Origin of the sequence: Altererythrobacter aquiaggeris (assembly GCF_037154015.1) — a bacterium.
Taxonomy (GTDB): Bacteria; Pseudomonadota; Alphaproteobacteria; order Sphingomonadales; family Sphingomonadaceae; genus Aestuarierythrobacter; species Aestuarierythrobacter aquiaggeris.
In genome coordinates this window covers 1,698,664-1,713,660 of the sequence record NZ_JBANRL010000001.1, presented here as the reverse complement: position 1 = coordinate 1,713,660, position 14,997 = coordinate 1,698,664, and the positions used below count along the sequence as shown (strand labels likewise).

Annotated in this window: 18 protein-coding genes; 11 read left to right on the top strand and 7 right to left on the bottom strand. The window is 61.7% G+C overall.

The window, feature by feature from the left end; translation table 11 throughout:
* The first annotated feature begins 19 nt into the window (after nucleotides 1-19).
* From WFP06_RS08410 to WFP06_RS08365, 10 genes are all read left to right on the top strand, one after another.
* Nucleotides 20-712, top strand: a complete 693-nt coding sequence (locus WFP06_RS08410) for a hypothetical protein (RefSeq protein ID WP_336986770.1) — start codon at nucleotides 20-22, stop codon at nucleotides 710-712.
* Nucleotides 712-1,851 carry a nitrilase-related carbon-nitrogen hydrolase gene (locus WFP06_RS08405; RefSeq protein ID WP_336986769.1) on the top strand — a complete coding sequence of 380 codons (1,140 nt, stop codon included), beginning with the start codon at nucleotides 712-714 and terminating at the stop codon, nucleotides 1,849-1,851. The genes WFP06_RS08410 and WFP06_RS08405 overlap by 1 nt, the downstream gene beginning before the upstream one ends.
* A 26-nt stretch (nucleotides 1,852-1,877) precedes the next feature.
* On the top strand, nucleotides 1,878-2,195 hold the full coding sequence (locus WFP06_RS08400) for a DUF1330 domain-containing protein (RefSeq protein ID WP_336986768.1): 318 nt from the start codon (nucleotides 1,878-1,880) through the stop codon (nucleotides 2,193-2,195).
* Nucleotides 2,188-2,664 (top strand): VOC family protein, encoded by a 477-nt coding sequence (locus WFP06_RS08395; RefSeq protein WP_336986767.1) that lies wholly within the window; start codon nucleotides 2,188-2,190, stop codon nucleotides 2,662-2,664. Before WFP06_RS08400 ends, WFP06_RS08395 begins: the two co-directional genes overlap by 8 nt.
* Nucleotides 2,664-3,752 carry an NADP-dependent oxidoreductase gene (locus WFP06_RS08390; protein WP_336986766.1) on the top strand — a complete coding sequence of 363 codons (1,089 nt, stop codon included), beginning with the start codon at nucleotides 2,664-2,666 and terminating at the stop codon, nucleotides 3,750-3,752. Before WFP06_RS08395 ends, WFP06_RS08390 begins: the two co-directional genes overlap by 1 nt.
* Nucleotides 3,749-4,204 carry a VOC family protein gene (locus tag WFP06_RS08385; RefSeq protein ID WP_336986765.1) on the top strand — a complete coding sequence of 152 codons (456 nt, stop codon included), beginning with the start codon at nucleotides 3,749-3,751 and terminating at the stop codon, nucleotides 4,202-4,204. Before WFP06_RS08390 ends, WFP06_RS08385 begins: the two co-directional genes overlap by 4 nt.
* The gene (locus WFP06_RS08380; RefSeq protein ID WP_336986764.1) at nucleotides 4,201-5,553 is read left to right on the top strand and encodes an MFS transporter; all 1,353 of its coding nucleotides are present in this window, start codon (nucleotides 4,201-4,203) and stop codon (nucleotides 5,551-5,553) included. The genes WFP06_RS08385 and WFP06_RS08380 overlap by 4 nt, the downstream gene beginning before the upstream one ends.
* Before the next feature lie 78 nt (nucleotides 5,554-5,631).
* A complete protein-coding gene (locus WFP06_RS08375) occupies nucleotides 5,632-6,639 on the top strand; it encodes a YeiH family protein (RefSeq protein WP_336986763.1) in 1,008 nt (335 codons plus the stop codon).
* Nucleotides 6,636-7,460 carry an alpha/beta fold hydrolase gene (locus tag WFP06_RS08370; RefSeq protein WP_336986762.1) on the top strand — a complete coding sequence of 275 codons (825 nt, stop codon included), beginning with the start codon at nucleotides 6,636-6,638 and terminating at the stop codon, nucleotides 7,458-7,460. The genes WFP06_RS08375 and WFP06_RS08370 overlap by 4 nt, the downstream gene beginning before the upstream one ends.
* Complete coding sequence (locus WFP06_RS08365; protein WP_336986761.1) at nucleotides 7,457-7,693, top strand: DUF6356 family protein; 237 nt, start codon at nucleotides 7,457-7,459, stop codon at nucleotides 7,691-7,693. Before WFP06_RS08370 ends, WFP06_RS08365 begins: the two co-directional genes overlap by 4 nt.
* Here the strand turns inward: WFP06_RS08365 and WFP06_RS08360 are convergent.
* From WFP06_RS08360 to WFP06_RS08330, 7 genes are read right to left on the bottom strand one after another with little or no spacing between them, the layout of a single operon-like run.
* Nucleotides 7,690-8,289, bottom strand: a complete 600-nt coding sequence (locus WFP06_RS08360; RefSeq protein WP_336986760.1) for a VOC family protein — start codon at nucleotides 8,287-8,289, stop codon at nucleotides 7,690-7,692. The genes WFP06_RS08365 and WFP06_RS08360 overlap by 4 nt on opposite strands.
* A 2-nt stretch (nucleotides 8,290-8,291) precedes the next feature.
* On the bottom strand, nucleotides 8,292-9,467 hold the full coding sequence (locus WFP06_RS08355) for a CaiB/BaiF CoA transferase family protein (RefSeq protein WP_336986759.1): 1,176 nt from the start codon (nucleotides 9,465-9,467) through the stop codon (nucleotides 8,292-8,294).
* The gene (locus WFP06_RS08350; protein WP_336986758.1) at nucleotides 9,464-10,384 is read right to left on the bottom strand and encodes a hydroxymethylglutaryl-CoA lyase; all 921 of its coding nucleotides are present in this window, start codon (nucleotides 10,382-10,384) and stop codon (nucleotides 9,464-9,466) included. The genes WFP06_RS08355 and WFP06_RS08350 overlap by 4 nt, the downstream gene beginning before the upstream one ends.
* Nucleotides 10,381-10,989: a 3-isopropylmalate dehydratase small subunit gene (leuD, locus tag WFP06_RS08345; RefSeq protein WP_336986757.1), complete on the bottom strand. Its 609-nt coding sequence runs from the start codon at nucleotides 10,987-10,989 to the stop codon at nucleotides 10,381-10,383. Before leuD ends, WFP06_RS08350 begins: the two co-directional genes overlap by 4 nt.
* Nucleotides 10,986-12,365, bottom strand: a complete 1,380-nt coding sequence (locus WFP06_RS08340; RefSeq protein ID WP_336986756.1) for a 3-isopropylmalate dehydratase large subunit — start codon at nucleotides 12,363-12,365, stop codon at nucleotides 10,986-10,988. The genes leuD and WFP06_RS08340 overlap by 4 nt, the downstream gene beginning before the upstream one ends.
* 9 nt (nucleotides 12,366-12,374) lie before the next feature.
* Entirely contained in the window at nucleotides 12,375-12,875 is a 501-nt protein-coding gene (locus tag WFP06_RS08335) for a DUF3598 domain-containing protein (protein WP_336986755.1), read from the bottom strand.
* Nucleotides 12,872-14,212 carry an alpha/beta hydrolase gene (locus WFP06_RS08330; RefSeq protein ID WP_336986754.1) on the bottom strand — a complete coding sequence of 447 codons (1,341 nt, stop codon included), beginning with the start codon at nucleotides 14,210-14,212 and terminating at the stop codon, nucleotides 12,872-12,874. The genes WFP06_RS08335 and WFP06_RS08330 overlap by 4 nt, the downstream gene beginning before the upstream one ends.
* Nucleotides 14,213-14,313: 101 nt before the next feature.
* On the opposite strand from WFP06_RS08330, the gene WFP06_RS08325 reads away from it, so the two are divergent.
* Entirely contained in the window at nucleotides 14,314-14,997 is a 684-nt protein-coding gene (locus tag WFP06_RS08325) for an isochorismatase family protein (protein ID WP_336986753.1), read from the top strand.

Below are 14,997 nucleotides of genomic sequence, written 5' to 3'. Positions count from 1 at the left end.
ACGCGCAAGGGGAGGGGACATGGAATTTCTTGCAACGCACGAGCTGTCGATCCTGCGATGGATCCACATTCTCGCGATGGTGTACTGGCTGGGCGGCGAATGGGGCGTCTTCCAGACCAGCTACAACGTCACCAATCACACGCTCTCGCTAGAAGAGCGCAAGCGGCATATGGAAACTGCATACCGGATCGATATCCTGGCGCGCACCGGGATCGTGCTGCTGTTGCCGCTCGGCCTGCACATGGGCAAGCTTTACGGCTTCGTCCCCATGCTCGATGGGGCGGGCATCTGGTGGATGTGGCTGTTCTTCGCCGCCTGGCTGGCGATGACCTGGGCTGCCTTCCTCAAGCGCGAGACCGACATCGGCATCCGCATTACCCGGATCGAGGAGTTGCTCCGCTATCCGTTGATTGCCGCTCTTTTTGTAATCGCCTTCATGGCGTTCAGCGGCAGTGGGCCGATCACTTCGGGCGAGGGGAACGACTGGTATCCGGCCAAGATCGCGCTCTATGCGTTTGCCCTTTGCATCGGCCTGTTCCTCCGGCTGGTCATGCGCCGCTGGACCGAGCGGTTCCGGGTTCTCGCCTTGGGGCCTGACGCAGAGCAGGAGGCGGCACTCGCACGCGAAATCGGTCAGGCCCGAATTTCTGCCTATATCTACTGGATCACCATTGCCGGGGTCTGCTTCCTCGGTGCGGTAAAGCCCTTCTGATGGCAGCTGCGATCAACCGCCGCGGATTGCTGGGCGCTGGACTAGGCGTTGCGGCCGCCGGTGCGTTCGACTGGACCGCATTCGCGTCTCCTGCCGCAGCAGCAGCGGGCGATACGCTGGAGATGCGCAGCGACGGCAGCTATTCGACCGTCCCGCTGAAGAAGGATACCATTTCGATAGCGGTGGCGCAGACACGTGTTGTTCCCGTCGAGCTTGGCTCGATCGCCGCCTCGCGCAAGGCCAATGTGCAGCATATGCTCGACGTGATCGACACGGCGAACGGTTTCTCGGGGGCGAAGGACATGATCCTGTTCCACGAGTTTCCCATCACTGGCTATAGTCACACATGGGATCTGGAGGATGCCCGCAAGGTTGCCATCGAGATACCCGGTCCCGAGACCGAGATGCTGGCCTCCAAGGCGCGCGAATACGGCACCTGGCTGGTTTTCGGATCCTATGTCCGGGACCCTGACTGGCCGACGCGGCTGCTCTCGATAACCACCGTCATGAACGATCGGGGCGAGATCGTGGCTAAGGACTGGAAGGCGCGCAATCTCAAGGGGTTCTTCCCTGGCGGCCGCGAGCTTTTTACCACCACGATCTATGACGTGCTCGACGAGTATATCGAGCGCTATGGCCAGGATCACGTCATCCCGGTGATCCGCACACCGCTAGGCAATCTCTACACCAGTTCCTCCCAACTGGAGCCCGAGCTGTTCCGGGCGGCCGCGATGAAGGGCGCGGAGATCATGCTGCGGACCGCGACGGGCAATTACAACGAACTCGATATCCGCGCCGTCTCCATGTACAACCGGGTCTATTCCACGATCGCAAACAACAGCGCATCGCCCGAAAACCGCTATTACCTCGCCGATTCCAACCCGGGCCACGCCGGCATCGTCGGTCCTGACGGCGAATTTATCGAGCAATCCGAGACCGATTTCGAAACCCTGGTATACGGGCGCATTGCCATCGCCGAATTTCGCGCGCGGCATCGCCAGCCGACGGTGCACAGCGAGCTCGTAATGCCCGTGTTCGAAAGATATCGGAGCCCATACGGGCCGAACCTGCTGGATGGATACCAGCCCACCAACACGATCGATGCAGGTCGCTTCCTGCGCGAGAAGTCGCGCTGGTGATCGCTGCGCACCGACTGGAGAGACCTATGCCTGCCTATATGATCGTAACGGCGAAAATTGCCGACCGGGATGCCTTCATCACCGGTTACGGAGCCAAGGCCGCCGAGCTGGTCGCCAGATATGGTGGGCGCTACCTCATTCGCGCGCCGGGAGCCGAGCTGCTCGAGGGCGAGTTCGGCGATGGCGCATCGATGGTCATTTCGGAATGGCCGGACAAGGACGCGGTCCATGCGTTCTGGAACAGCGCGGAGTATGCCGAAGCGAAGAAGCTGCGCGAAGGCATTGCCGACTGCCAGGTACTGGTGATCGAGGCACCCGGCATCGCCGAGGCGCTGCGTGGTTGATATCGTCAAGCGCACGACACTGATGGTCCGCGATGCGGACAAGGCGGCGCAATGGTATGAGACCGTCCTGGGGATGACCCGTTGGATGGATGTGCCCTTCACACTGTCCGGGACCCAGCTTGCCGCCGGAAAGAAGGGCGACAAGACGCGGCTGGTCATCATGCAGGCCGAGCATGACACGATCGGTATGATCGGCCTCCTGCAATGGGTCGATCCCGTTCGCGAGGATGCTCCTGCACAGCTACCTACCGAGATCGCTTTCGGAGCGCCGATTTTCGTTGTCGCTGCCGAAGATGCGCGCGCGACTGTCGAGCGGGCACGAAAGGCCGGATCGCGCATTCATGGTGAACCCCAGGACTGGTCCGTGACGGGAGCCGACGGCAAGATCAAAGACATGGTCGGCGCGAGCTTCTGGGATCTCGACGGGTATTTCTTCGAGGTGAACCAGACTGTCCGGGTCCGCGACTGATGCACGGTGAAGGCGCAATTGCGGAATTTGCGCCGCTCGCCGAGAGGGAAATCGACGAAGACGCGAACTATCAATGGCGGATCGCTTCGCGCCCCGTCGGGAATGTTCGCCCGGGAGATTTCGCCTGGCACCGTGAACCGATACCCGAACCGGCGGAAGGCGAGGTGCTTCTGCGTACGCATTACCTCGGTCTCGCCCCGGTCATGCGGTTCTACATGCAGGGGACGGCGAATACGGGCGATGCGATCCTGAAGCCGGGCGATCTCATCCATGGGCGGGGCGTGGCCCAGATCGTCAAGAGCAGGCATCCCGATTGGCAGGAAGGCGAGGTGGTCCAGGGTCAGATCGGCTGGCAGACCTGGAAAGTCAGCCGGATGATGCGGCAGGAGAAGTTCTTCCGCATGCCGAGGAACGGCCTGCCGGCTGCGCTGGGCGCGGGAGTGCTCGGCATGACCGGTCTGTCCGCACATGCGGGCCTGTTCGCATGTGGAAACCCCCGCGAAGGCGACCGGATGGTGCTTTCGGGGGCCGCAGGCGGGGTCGGATCGATGGTAAGCCAGATGGCCGCCAACGTGGCGGGTTGCGATGTCGTGGGCACGGCGGGCGGCGCGGAGAAATGCGCCTTCATCCGCCAACAAGGCTGTTCGGCGGCGATCGACTACAAGAGCGAAGATATCGCGGACCGGCTCGACGAATTGCGCCCCGAAGGGATCGATCTCTATTTCGACAACGTCGGCGGCGAAACGCTCGAGGCCTGCCTCGACCGGCTGCGAATGCACGCACGTATCGTGCTGTGCGGATCGATCAGCGAATATACGCGCGACGAACCCTTCCGGCTGCCGAATTACACCCGCCTGCGCGCCACGGACAGCACCATGCGTGGCTTCTTCGTCTACAATCACCTCGCGCGCTGGGACGAAGTTATGGAGGAGATGGCTGGCTGGATAGTCGATGGAAGGCTGAAGCCGGTGCAGGATATCGAGGACGGGTTCGGCGCCATGCCCCGCGCGCTCGCCAACCTCTACTTCGGCGCCAATGTCGGGGTGCAGTGCTGCAGTGTGAGGGGTGAACCGGAGGGATGGGAATGAGCCAGAAACCGCATGTGCGCTTCCAGCGCGCGAATTTCGTCGTGGCGGATATCGACCGGTCGCTGACCTTTTACCGCGACGTGCTCGGCTTTGAGGAGGAATTCAGGCTCCCGCATAATCCGGACAGCTATTCGATACCGGTTTTCGCAATTCCCGAAGGGGCGACGATCGGCTTTTCCGTCCTGTCGGCACCGGGCCAGCGGAGGGTCATGGCGCTGACCGAGGTGAAGGATGTGCCGATCGAGCCGGTCCCGCATCCGCGCAGGAGCGCTATCGTGCTCGAAACCGCCGATCCCGATGCGGTGATGGCAGGTGCCCGAGCGCTTGGCTTGCAGGTATATGAGGAAGAGGTTCTCAGGACGCATGACGGCCGTGTCGGGCGCGAGATCGGGATTGTCGATTTCGACGACTATTTGGTGGTCATTTATTTGATCCCGGACCAGGTCCAATGACCGCCGAGGCATCCGCATCGGCCGACTTCGGCGCCGTCGCAAAGCCCTATCCCTCGGCAGCGGCAGGTTGGCTGCTCGTGGTTTTCCTGACCGTTGCCTACATCTTTAGCTTCGTGGACCGCTATATCCTCGGACTACTGATCGAGCCGATCAAGGCGGAATTCGGCCTGTCCGATCGGGCGATCGGCTGGCTGCTTTCCGCGTTCACCTGGGTCTATGGCTTCGTGGGCATCTTCATGGGCTGGATGATCGATCGCGGCAGGCGGACGTGGATCGTAGCCATCGGAATGGCGTTGTGGTCAGCAGCGACCGTAGCGACGGGAATGGCGAAGAACTTCGTGCAGCTGTTTACCGCACGCATGGGCGTGGGAGTCGGCGAGGCGACACTCAGCCCGGCGACCTTCTCGATGATCGGTGACAGTTTCCCGCCCGAAAAGCGCGGCAAGCCGATCGCCTTCTATTCCAGCGCGCTTCCCATCGGGGCAGGGCTGGCCTCGCTCCTTTCGGGCGCAGTGATCGCCTGGACTGCGGCGAGCGGGAGCCAGTCGGTGCCCTTCTTCGGCGAATTGTCTCCCTGGCGCTTTACCCTATTGGTGGTGGGCCTGCCGGGCGGCCTGTTCGCGGCCGTGTTCCTCTTCATGAAAGAGCCCGAGCGCCGTCCCTCGCAAGCCGATCCGGCGGTCATCGGTGGCAGCGGTTTCGGGGATGCGATCAAGTATATCCTCGATAACTTCCTGCTTTATTTCGGCTTCGTGATGGTCGTGTGCTGCATGACCGCGATCGCCTATAGTCAGGGTTTCCTTGCCCCGACGTTCGAGCGGACATGGGGCTGGTCGCCGCAAACCTACGCCTTGGTCAACGGTGTAGCATTGCTGATCATCGGACCCATCAACATGATGATCATGGGCACGATCTCGGACCGCTGGACAAGCAAGGGCGTTCCCGATGCAGCGCTGCGCCTGATGTATATCGGCTTCTTCATAATGGTGCCGACAGCGGCAATTCCGCTCTTCATGCCGACTGCGGAGCTCGCCTTCGCGGTCCTGTGCATCAACACCGTCGGAATTGGCATCGTTTCGGCCATCGGGGTCACGGCGCTGTTGGTCATAACGCCAGCGCAGGTTCGCGGACAGCTCGTGGCTCTGTATTACCTCGCAATCAGCTGGTTCGGCTCGCTTGGACCGATAGTGGTCGGCGAGCTGTCCAGCAGCGTTTTCGGCGAAGCGGATCTACGTTATGCGGTGGCGGCCGTACCTATCATCTTCGCAATTGTCCCGCTAGCACTCATGTCGTCTACCAAACGGCGCTACCGCGAGCAGATAGCTCGCCTGGGTAGCGGTGCGAACTAACCGGACGACTTGGACCATGGCCAGGCAAGACTATTACGCAGGTGATCTCTTCGGCGAGATATACCAGGCGGAACACCTGTGCCGGCCCAATCCCTGCAGTCTCGCGTCATCGCGCTGCTGCCGGGTTTCGTACTTGCCAGCATCGCCGCAATGGCGGCGGCATTCATGGCGCAAAGCTATGATTTCCCGGTGATCCTACTCGGTCTGCTGATCGGCCTTGCAGCCAGCTTCATGGCTGAGAACGAGCGTACGGCAGCGGGCCTCGACTTTGTCAGTAGGCATGCTCTGCGGCTCGGGATCGTGATGCTTGGATTGCAGGTCACCGTGTCGCAGCTGGCCATGCTGGGAGTGCTCCCGCTCCTTGGACTGCTTGTTACGATGGCTTGCGCTTTCGCTGCGGCGATGATTGCCGCGCGTGTCTTCTCGATCCAGAAAGAGGCGGGCGTCCTCGCCGGAGGGGCGACTGCGATTTGCGGAGCGTCAGCGGCGCTGGCTCTCTATGGCGTCATTGGTAAGGATCGCCTCGATCAAGCCAAGTTTTCGGTCGCCCTGATGGGAGTCGCGCTGGCGAGTGCCCTGGCGATGGCAACCTATCCGATTGCCGCCTCCATGCTGGGTTTGACCGACGCGCAGGTAGGGTTTGTCATGGGCGCCTCGGTGCACGATGCCGCACAAGCTATCGGGGGCGCATACGACTATTCCGACATTGCTGGAGATGATGCTACGGTCGTGAAGCTGGCCCGTGTTGCAATGCTCGCCCCGGTCGTTGCGCTGGTCGCGATGTGGGTAAACGGCGGGAAGCAAGCATCGGGGTGCGTCCTGACACGCATCGCTCTTCCGTGGTTCATCATAGCGTTTCTGGCGCTCGTGATCTTGAACAGCATTGCAGTCGTTCCCGCACCGATAGCGGCTACTGCCCTTCTGCTGTCGAAGTCCCTGCTACTGCTTGCCGTGACGGCTACCGCTATCCGCTCGCGCCTCGACACGCTGGTGACTGCCGGATGGAGGCCGCTCATGCCGGTGCTCTTTGCTACTCTCGCCTCGGCGGTGGCCAGTCTTGGCGTAGCTCTCGCGGTGGTGGGATGATGGGGATCCGTAAGGCCTATGCGGATGGCCCATTCGGCCAGATCCATTACCGCTCTTCCGGCACGCTCGACGCTTCGCATCACATTGTCTGCCTCCACCCCGCACCCTTCAGCGGCTTGGCGTTCACCCAATTGATGCCGCATTTTCCTGACGACTGGTGCGTTATTGCGCCCGACTTTCCGGGACACGGTGGCTCAGACGCATTCCGCACCAATGCCACGATTGACGATTATGCGGCAGCGATGCTGGCTATGGTGGAAAGCTTCAACACCGGTGCTCGTATCGACCTGATCGGTTTTCACACCGGCTGCCTTGTTGCGTGCGAAATGGCGATCCGGGAACCGGCGCAATTTCAGCAGCTGGTTCTGATCGACACCCCGGTCTTCCGTCCGGAAACGCGCGCGGAACATCTGGCACAGGCTGCACGCCCGCCCGGCTTTACCGCGGAGATCGAGACCCTTCAGGCCTCTTGGGAACGCGGGATTTCGCGGCGGATCGAGAGTCAAGGAATGGAGCGCAGCTTCGAGATGTTCGTCGAGCAGCTGCGGCACGGCGAAGCGATGAACGCAGGCTTCCATGCCGGATTTACCTATCCCGTCGAGCAGCGGTTGGCTGAGGTGCCTGTTCCAACGACAATCATCGCAACACAATCCTCGCTAACCGAAGCCAGCCGCCGTGCTGCCAGCTTGATCCCTGACGCGAGGTTGGTCGAGAGGCTGGATATCAACCGAGCGGTCCTCGACGAGGCTGCCGAACCGATAGCGGCGGAAATTCGCACCATTCTCGAAGTCGAACTTGTTGCCACGCAAGAGGAAAAATGATCCGCAAAGCCTTTACCGAGCATCCGGCTTCGGTCGGGGAAACTTACTTCCAGCATTTCCGTCACGCGAACGGCTTCGGCATCCGGATGGTCCTGGGCGGATTTGCCTGCATGCTGCACGGCTTTCTGCCGTTTCTCTTCGTCAGGACAGGCAGCAAGCAGATCGAGACGCTGCATGGCACGATGGTAGTGAACCGGCGGAAATATCCCGAACCGATCGATTTCGTGATCTAATCGAGCAGCTGGTTTATCTCGACCGCGATACCGTCCGGGTCGAACACGTTGCAGCCACGCACGCGGATTTCGCCTTTCCCGTCGCGCGACGGATAGACCTGCCGGCGAGGCGGCCCCGTCATCAAGGTTCCCTCGACGGCAGCTGCCGCTGCACAGCGCTTGTCGGCATCGTCGGTATTGACCACCATCAGCGCCATCCCGGAACCGAGCCGGGTGGGGTATGGCTTGTCCGCATCGGGTAGCGGAGGATCGATCGGCTGCAGCAACCCGATCCAGCCGATATAGGGATCGTTCCCGTTGAGCAGCACGAGCCGGGCACGCGTGCCGGGTTCCCCGACGGGCAGGTTGACGCCCGAAAGCGTCACTTCGATATCGTAATTGAGCTCCAGTCCCAGCGCATCGCGCCAGAACGCAAGGCTCCTGTCCATGTCGCGCACGATGATCGTGGCCCTGCGAACATCCGTGGGCAAGGGAGCATCGCTCTGCACCCCTTCCATGGCCCGCCGGTCCGATTGCAGGTCTCCCGGAATATCGCCGCCCGCAGTTGCGCAGGCGCTAAGCAAGAGCGCCGCACCGAACTGAAGAATTTGCCGCATTTCTAGCTCCCTATCGCGCCACAATCGTGCAACTGCTCGATACGGTCTTCGTCATATCCAAGGGCCGTGAGGACATGTCGCCAATCTTCACCCGGCCTTGGCAATTCCTGAGGTGTACCAATCCGCTTCCCGTCCATCTGCAGCGGGATAGTTGGCAATCGCACGGATTTGCCGCAGTCGAGCGTAACATTCTCGAGCCCCCCGCTATTCAGATGTGGGTCGTCGAACAACTCCTCTGGCTTGCTGATTGGTGCGAAGGGCAGTCCGGTGCCGTCGAGCTTCGCTACCACTTCGTCGCGACTCATCGTGCCGATCAATGCACGAATTCGCGGCATGATCTTCTCGCGGGCTGCCACCCGGGCGTTGTTTTCCCGCAGTGTCTCATCGTTCCATAACTCGTCAAGATCGAAGAGCCTGCAGAATTTCTCCCACAGCGCATCGGTCACCACGCCGATGAAGACGGGCTCGTCCCGTGTTTCGAAAACGTCGTAGATCGCCCATGCCGAAACCCGCGCAGGCATTGGGGCTGCAGGGGTTCCGGTAACCGCATATTGCGCCATGTGCTGCCCGACGAGGTAGGCGGTCGTTTCAAATAGGCTGGCAACGACTTTCTGCCCTCTGCCGGTGCGGTGCCGCTCTTCGAGCGCGGCCAACACACCGATGACGCCGAACATGCCCCCGGTCACGTCGATCACGCTCGCGCCAGCGCGGAGCGGTTTACCAGGCGGGCCGGTCATATAGGCGAGCCCGCCCATCATCTGCGCGACCTCGTCTAGCGCGGTACGCTTCTCGTAGGGGCCGGGCAGAAACCCTTTTTCCGAACAGTAGATCAACCGGGGATTGGCTTTGGCGCAGCTCTCGTAGTCGAGGCCCAAGCGGTCGAGAGCTCCGGGACGGAAGTTTTCGACCAGTACGTCGGCTCGGGCGACCAGATCCTTCGCAACAGCGAGGCCTTCATCGCTCTTCAGATCGAGGCAGATCGATTGCTTGCCGCGATTGTACATTGGGAAATAGCCCGCACCCGATCCCATCAGCCGCCGCGTCCGGTCGCCGCCGATCGGTTCGACCCGGACGACTTCGGCGCCAAGACCGGCGAGAATGTGTCCCACCGTTGGGCCCATGACCATATGGGTGAATTCCACCACCTTTATACCGGCAAGGGGTGCGGGGCCGCTCATGCCGCCACCCTGCTGGCATAATCCAGCATAGGTCCGGCGTCGGGCGTGAAGCCATAAAGCGGCTCGCCCGGCAGCGCCTCCTCCACGATCGCGCGCACTTTCAGAAGTTTGTCGAGATCGATGCCGGTCTTGAGACCCATGGAATTGAGCATCAGCACCAGGTCCTCGGTCACGAGGTTGCCGCTTGCTCCCGGGGCGAAGGGGCAACCACCAAGGCCGCCCAGCGACGCATCGAAAGTGGTAATCCCTTCCTCGAGGCCGGCGACGACATTCGCAAGGCCCAGTCCGCGCGTGTTATGGAGATGGAGTGTGGTAAGCAGGCCCTCGCCGACCGCTGCCTTCACCTTTCGCGTCAACCGCCGCACTTGCGCCGGATCGGCATAGCCGGTCGTGTCGGACAGGCTCAGCTCCCTGGCACCCGCTTCGACCGCCTTTTCCGCGAGGCGAACTACCTGATCCTCGTTCACCGCACCCTCCATGGTGCACCCGAAGGCGGTCGAGAGTCCGACCGCGAAGTGCACCCCGTGGTCCCGCGCGATAGATGCCGCCTCGGCGATCTCTGCGAGCATTCCGGCGTGATCCTTGCGGACATTCTTGAGGCTGTGCGTCTCGCTCATGGAAAACGGGATGCTCACCGCGTCGACACCCGCCTCGGCGGCGAGCTGTGCACCCTTTGCATTTGGTACCAGCGTGACGACGGTGAGACCTTCGATCGTCTTGGCAAATGCGACGAGTTCCGCCGTGTCGGCCATTTGCGGGAGCAGCTTTGGCGGGACGAAACTGCCAACTTCGATCTCGCGCACGCCCGCCTCGGCTTCGGCAGCGATCCAGCGTTTTTTCGCCTCGAGGGGCATCACGCGTTCGATCGATTGCAGGCCGTCGCGAAGGCCGACTTCTGAAACGAGGATGTCGGTCATTTCTGCTTCTCCAGATAGATCCACGGACGATTGGTCCGGTCTTCGCTGAGCCAGCGGCCCATTGCAGTCTTCAGCCTGGCGAGCGTCAGATCGATCGCGTCGAGCCCTTCAAGCAGCATCTGCCTTGCCTCCGGATCAATCTCGAGATGCCAGGAATGCTCGCCTGCGCTTACTGTCTGGGCTGCGAGGTCGATGTGCACCATTTCCCATGGGAGCGATCGGACAAGTTCGTCGGGCAACTCGATGGGTAGGAGGCCATTGCGAAGGCAATTGGCCTTGAAGATCGGTGCAAAGCTGGGGGCTATGATTGCCTCGATGCCGAACTCCATGAGCGCCCAGACCGCATGTTCCCGGCTCGACCCGCAGCCGAAGTTCCGTCCCGCGAGCAACAGGCGCGTCCCGATTGCGTCGCGCTGGTTGAGCACGAAGGCTGCGTCGCGTTCGCGTGTGGATGCATTGGTATAGCGCCAAGGGGCGAACAAGCCCCCTGCCAGGCCTGTGCGCCCGGTGCTCCGCATTTCCCGGCTCGGGATGATGGTATCGGTGTCGATATTGTCGCGTAGCAAGGGCACGGCGGGACTGGTGATAGTGGAGACCGCTTTCATGCCGCCACCTCCTGCGACGGATATTCGCGCGGATCGGCGATCGCTCCGGCAATCGCACTTGCCGCGACGGTTTCGGGAGACGCAATATGAGTGCGAATTCCCGGACCTTGCCGTCCTTCGAAATTGCGATTGGTACTGGAGATGACGCGCGAACCTGGGGCAAATCCTTCCCCGCCCGCGTAGAAACACAATGAGCAGCCGCTCATTCGCCACTCGAACCCGGCATCTTCGAAGACCTTGTCCAGGCCTTCGGCCTCGGCCTGCCGCTTCACTGCCATCGATCCGGGGACGACCATGGCCTTGCCGATCGATGACGCAATACGCCGGCCCTTGAGGATCGCTGCGGCGCGGCGCAGGTCTGAGATACGGCTGTTGGTACAGCTGCCGATGAAGGCTGCGTCGAGCGGAGTTCCCGCAAGCTTCGCGCCAGCTGCGAGCCCGATATAATCGTGCGCTCGATCCGGGCCGTCGGGAATGATGCCATCGATCGGGACGGAATGCTCGGGGCTCGTGCCCCAGCTGACCATCGGCGCGATGCTCGACGCCTCGATGGCGATTTCGCTGTCGAAGCCCGCGCCTTCGTCGGTCGCCAAGCTGGACCAATAGTCATGTTGGAACTCCGCAGGGGCATACCTGCGCCCTGCGAGGAATTCGAAGGTCTTCTCATCGGGCGCAATCATTGCGGCGACCGCCCCGAACTCGGTGGCCATGTTGCACAGGGTCATTCGCCCTTCCATGTCGAGCGACGAAACCGCCTCGCCGGCGAATTCGATGACATGGCCCCCGGCACCGCCCGATCCGTAGGTGGGAATCAGGTGAAGCGCCATGTCCTTGGGCGTTACCCCCGCTGAGAGGCATCCGGAAAAGGTCACGCGCATCTGTTTCGGCTTTTCGAGCCGGAGGACGCCGGTGGCCATGGCATGTTCTGCTTCCGAAGTCCCGATCCCCCAGGCGAAAGCGCCGAATGCCCCCTGCGTGCAGGTATGGCTGTCCGGCGCGACCAATGTGCATCCGGGCAGGACGATGCCGAGTTCCGGCGAGATGACATGGACGATGCCCTGGTCGCGGTCGTTGACGTCGAACAGGGTGATCCCTGCCTCATGGCAGGCGGCCCGCGTTTCGGTGATGAAGCCTTCGCCGCCCTGCATGAGCGTTCCGTCGCTGCGGCCGATCCGCGTATCGACGATATGGTCCATCACCGCGAATACGCGCGCCGGGTCATGCAAGGACCGTCCCTTTTCCTTCATCCTTGCAAGCGCTGCCGCTCCGGTACGCTCGTGAAGGAATACCCGGTCGATCGCGATCAGGGCGCTCCCGGCGTCGGTCTCGGCAACCGTGTGCGCGTCCCAGATCTTGTCGAAGAGCGTCTGCGGCATGGGTCGATCTCAGGCGTTGGCCTTCAGCTCCTGGTCGATGCTGCGCCAATCCTTGGTTACCAGAACCTCCTGGATGGCGGTGCGCGTTTCGAGCATGCCGTCGCGGATCCAGTGCCAGGTACGGCACCTGTTCCTGCCGTCATCGGAAATCTGAATCTGCTCGTAGAGATAGAGCGAAGGGTCTCCGGTCCGCTGCCAGTAGAGCATGACTGTGCGGTTGAACTCGTCGAGCGGAACTTCGGCGGCCCAACCCTGGATCAGCTCGTTGTTCCACCACACCCGGCCGTCGCGATATTCGGCCGGGAAATCGCGCACCTCGGTGCGTCCATCGGACCAGGTGTAGTGGTTGGTCTGATGGTAGGGATGCGGCCCATCGTCGGGAAACCGGCACAGCAGGCGGCTGGCGTGCTCGTCGATCTTCTGGTTGGCAGCATCGAAATAGGTGTAGGTTCCGTCCCAAACGCCCTCGTGGCGGGCGAGTATCGGCATGGCGTTGCGGATGTCTGTCACTCGGAATGGTCCTTTCGGTCTTCGAGATAGAGGTGATAGCGTCTTGCTTCATCGCCAGCACGCAGCCGGGCATGCGCGCGTTGCGCGATATTCGTCGTCTCGACCCGCTGCCGGTCGAGAGGCACCGCACTCCTCGCGGATGCTTCATACCACGGATCGAAGAAAGCTTCCGCCCGCGCTGCGCTCCATGCGCGCAACAAGTGAGTGCCGAAGCGATCAGGGGTCAAGTCGGGATAGAGCAGGCCGGGATCACCAGCCGGCAAGCTGGGCCATTCGATCTGCGTGGCACCGAGCATCTTTCGCGCGCGTTCGATGGCTATGGCGATATCCTCGAACCTGTCAGAAAGACCGTGACCGGGAACATCGATCGCAAGCGTGCCGTCTGCCGCCGCTTCCATATCGCAGCCCGGCGGATGCAGCGTAAGCGTTCCACCGCGCTTGCCGCGCCAATGGATCAGCTTGCCGTCGATCTCCAGCCAGCCTTCTTCTTCATCCTCCGCAAGTGCAGGGCAATCCGCATCCCCCGCCTTGCCGAGGAGGAAGGCAAAGCTGGCGTCCTGATGCTCGGCCGGTGTTGCAACGGGATATGCCTGCCATCCTTGGGGCATGTCGCCCAGCCGTTCGAGATGCGCTTGCAGCGGATCGCCGTCATAGGCGGTGATAAGCACGGGAGGTGTCTCGGCCTCCGCCGGGGCGATGTCTCGCGGTGCTCGCAGCACGGCCCCGTATCCGGCGCGATAGGCGTCCCCGGCGTCGAGCATTTCCATCACCGCCTGATGCACGCGGGCGATATCGGCATGGGCCACGCTGAGCCGCGATTCCTTGCGGATATCGAACCACGGGAAGAACCAGCTTTGTTCGAGCATGCGGTTCCATAACCAGGTCAGGTGTTCGCCATAATCGCTGGGCCGGAAGGGAGGCAGGTAGCTGTCACCGAAGAGCGCGATCTCCTCGGATGTCCAGATGGCGTATCCACCGATGGCAAGACATGAGAACAGGTCTGGATGGCGCTTGAGCGCAGTGACGAGAATGATCCCGCCCGAATGAAAGCCGTAGGCGGCGCATCGACCGACACCGAGGACCTCGAGGAATTCGGCCAGGGCATCGGCGAAGTCGTCGATTTCCGGTTCGCCGGGCAAGGGGGCGGATTGTCCGAAACCTGGTGTGTCGGGAGCGATGCAGGTGAAAGGTTCGCCCCAACGTTCCATTAACTCGGCATATTCGGCTGAACTGCGAGGGCTCTGGTGTACCAAGAGCAGCGCCGGCCCGGAACCGCAGCGTCTATAGTGAACGCGGCGACCCGTCGAAGGAATAGTCAGAATGTGCTGCGTGATCATGCCAGCTCCCTCTCGTGAAAGTTGTCCGGACAAATTTCACTCGACAAGCCTCTACCCGCGTCTATTGTCGCCTGTCAAAGGCAGAATCGCAGGAGACGCGGATGAGCGACTTGGTCGGCACGAAGATGGTGAGCGATGGCAAGACTGCGCGTCAGATCTTCGAAGAGGTCATGGCCAATCCGGCGCGCAAGAAGTTCGGTTTCGGCGAGAAGCTGGCAATCGTGAATGTCGATGTGCAGCAGGCCTATACCCGTACCGACTTGTTCAAGAACGCTTATGAAACCGATCCGAAGCAGATCGAGTACATAAACGCCATCAGCCGTCTTGCGCGTCGGCACGGCATGCCGGTGATCTGGAGCAGGGTCGCCTACAAAGGGGATGCCGGCGATGCGGGCGTATGGGGGACGCGCACCGATACGGAGGATTCGCTCCAGAACATCAAGTACGAGAGCGAGCGTCATTCGTTCGATCCGCGATGTGAGATCGAAGACGACGATCTCACTTATACCAAGCGAATGCCGAGCGCCTTTTTCGAAACCCCGCTGGCGAGCTATCTGACGTGGCACAAGGTCGATACGGTGGTGGTAACAGGGGGATCGACCTCGGGCTGTGTCCGCGCGACTGCCGTCGACGCCCTCAGCCATGGCTATCGCACGATCGTGCCCATCGAGACTTGTGCGGACAAGCACGAGAGCTATCACTTCGCGAACCTCACCGATCTTCAGCTGAAATACGCCGATGTCGAACCGGTGCAGGCTGTGATCGACTGGCTGGAGGCCCGCTGA

What these genes read in the sequence shown, in the direction of transcription:
- WFP06_RS08330 (WP_336986754.1), bottom strand. Translation starts at nt 14,212, where the DNA reads ATGATCACGCAGCACATTCTGACTATTCCTTCGACGGGTCGCCGCGTT.
- WFP06_RS08350 (WP_336986758.1), bottom strand. Translation starts at nt 10,384, where the DNA reads ATGACCGACATCCTCGTTTCAGAAGTCGGCCTTCGCGACGGCCTGCAA.
- WFP06_RS08405 (WP_336986769.1), top strand. Translation starts at nt 712, where the DNA reads ATGGCAGCTGCGATCAACCGCCGCGGATTGCTGGGCGCTGGACTAGGC.
- WFP06_RS08390 (WP_336986766.1), top strand. Translation starts at nt 2,664, where the DNA reads ATGCACGGTGAAGGCGCAATTGCGGAATTTGCGCCGCTCGCCGAGAGG.
- WFP06_RS08360 (WP_336986760.1), bottom strand. Translation starts at nt 8,289, where the DNA reads ATGCGGCAAATTCTTCAGTTCGGTGCGGCGCTCTTGCTTAGCGCCTGC.
- WFP06_RS08410 (WP_336986770.1), top strand. Translation starts at nt 20, where the DNA reads ATGGAATTTCTTGCAACGCACGAGCTGTCGATCCTGCGATGGATCCAC.
- WFP06_RS08325 (WP_336986753.1), top strand. Translation starts at nt 14,314, where the DNA reads ATGAGCGACTTGGTCGGCACGAAGATGGTGAGCGATGGCAAGACTGCG.
- WFP06_RS08365 (WP_336986761.1), top strand. Translation starts at nt 7,457, where the DNA reads ATGATCCGCAAAGCCTTTACCGAGCATCCGGCTTCGGTCGGGGAAACT.
- WFP06_RS08370 (WP_336986762.1), top strand. Translation starts at nt 6,636, where the DNA reads ATGATGGGGATCCGTAAGGCCTATGCGGATGGCCCATTCGGCCAGATC.
- WFP06_RS08340 (WP_336986756.1), bottom strand. Translation starts at nt 12,365, where the DNA reads ATGCCGCAGACGCTCTTCGACAAGATCTGGGACGCGCACACGGTTGCC.
- WFP06_RS08400 (WP_336986768.1), top strand. Translation starts at nt 1,878, where the DNA reads ATGCCTGCCTATATGATCGTAACGGCGAAAATTGCCGACCGGGATGCC.
- WFP06_RS08380 (WP_336986764.1), top strand. Translation starts at nt 4,201, where the DNA reads ATGACCGCCGAGGCATCCGCATCGGCCGACTTCGGCGCCGTCGCAAAG.
- WFP06_RS08385 (WP_336986765.1), top strand. Translation starts at nt 3,749, where the DNA reads ATGAGCCAGAAACCGCATGTGCGCTTCCAGCGCGCGAATTTCGTCGTG.
- WFP06_RS08355 (WP_336986759.1), bottom strand. Translation starts at nt 9,467, where the DNA reads ATGAGCGGCCCCGCACCCCTTGCCGGTATAAAGGTGGTGGAATTCACC.
- leuD (WP_336986757.1), bottom strand. Translation starts at nt 10,989, where the DNA reads ATGAAAGCGGTCTCCACTATCACCAGTCCCGCCGTGCCCTTGCTACGC.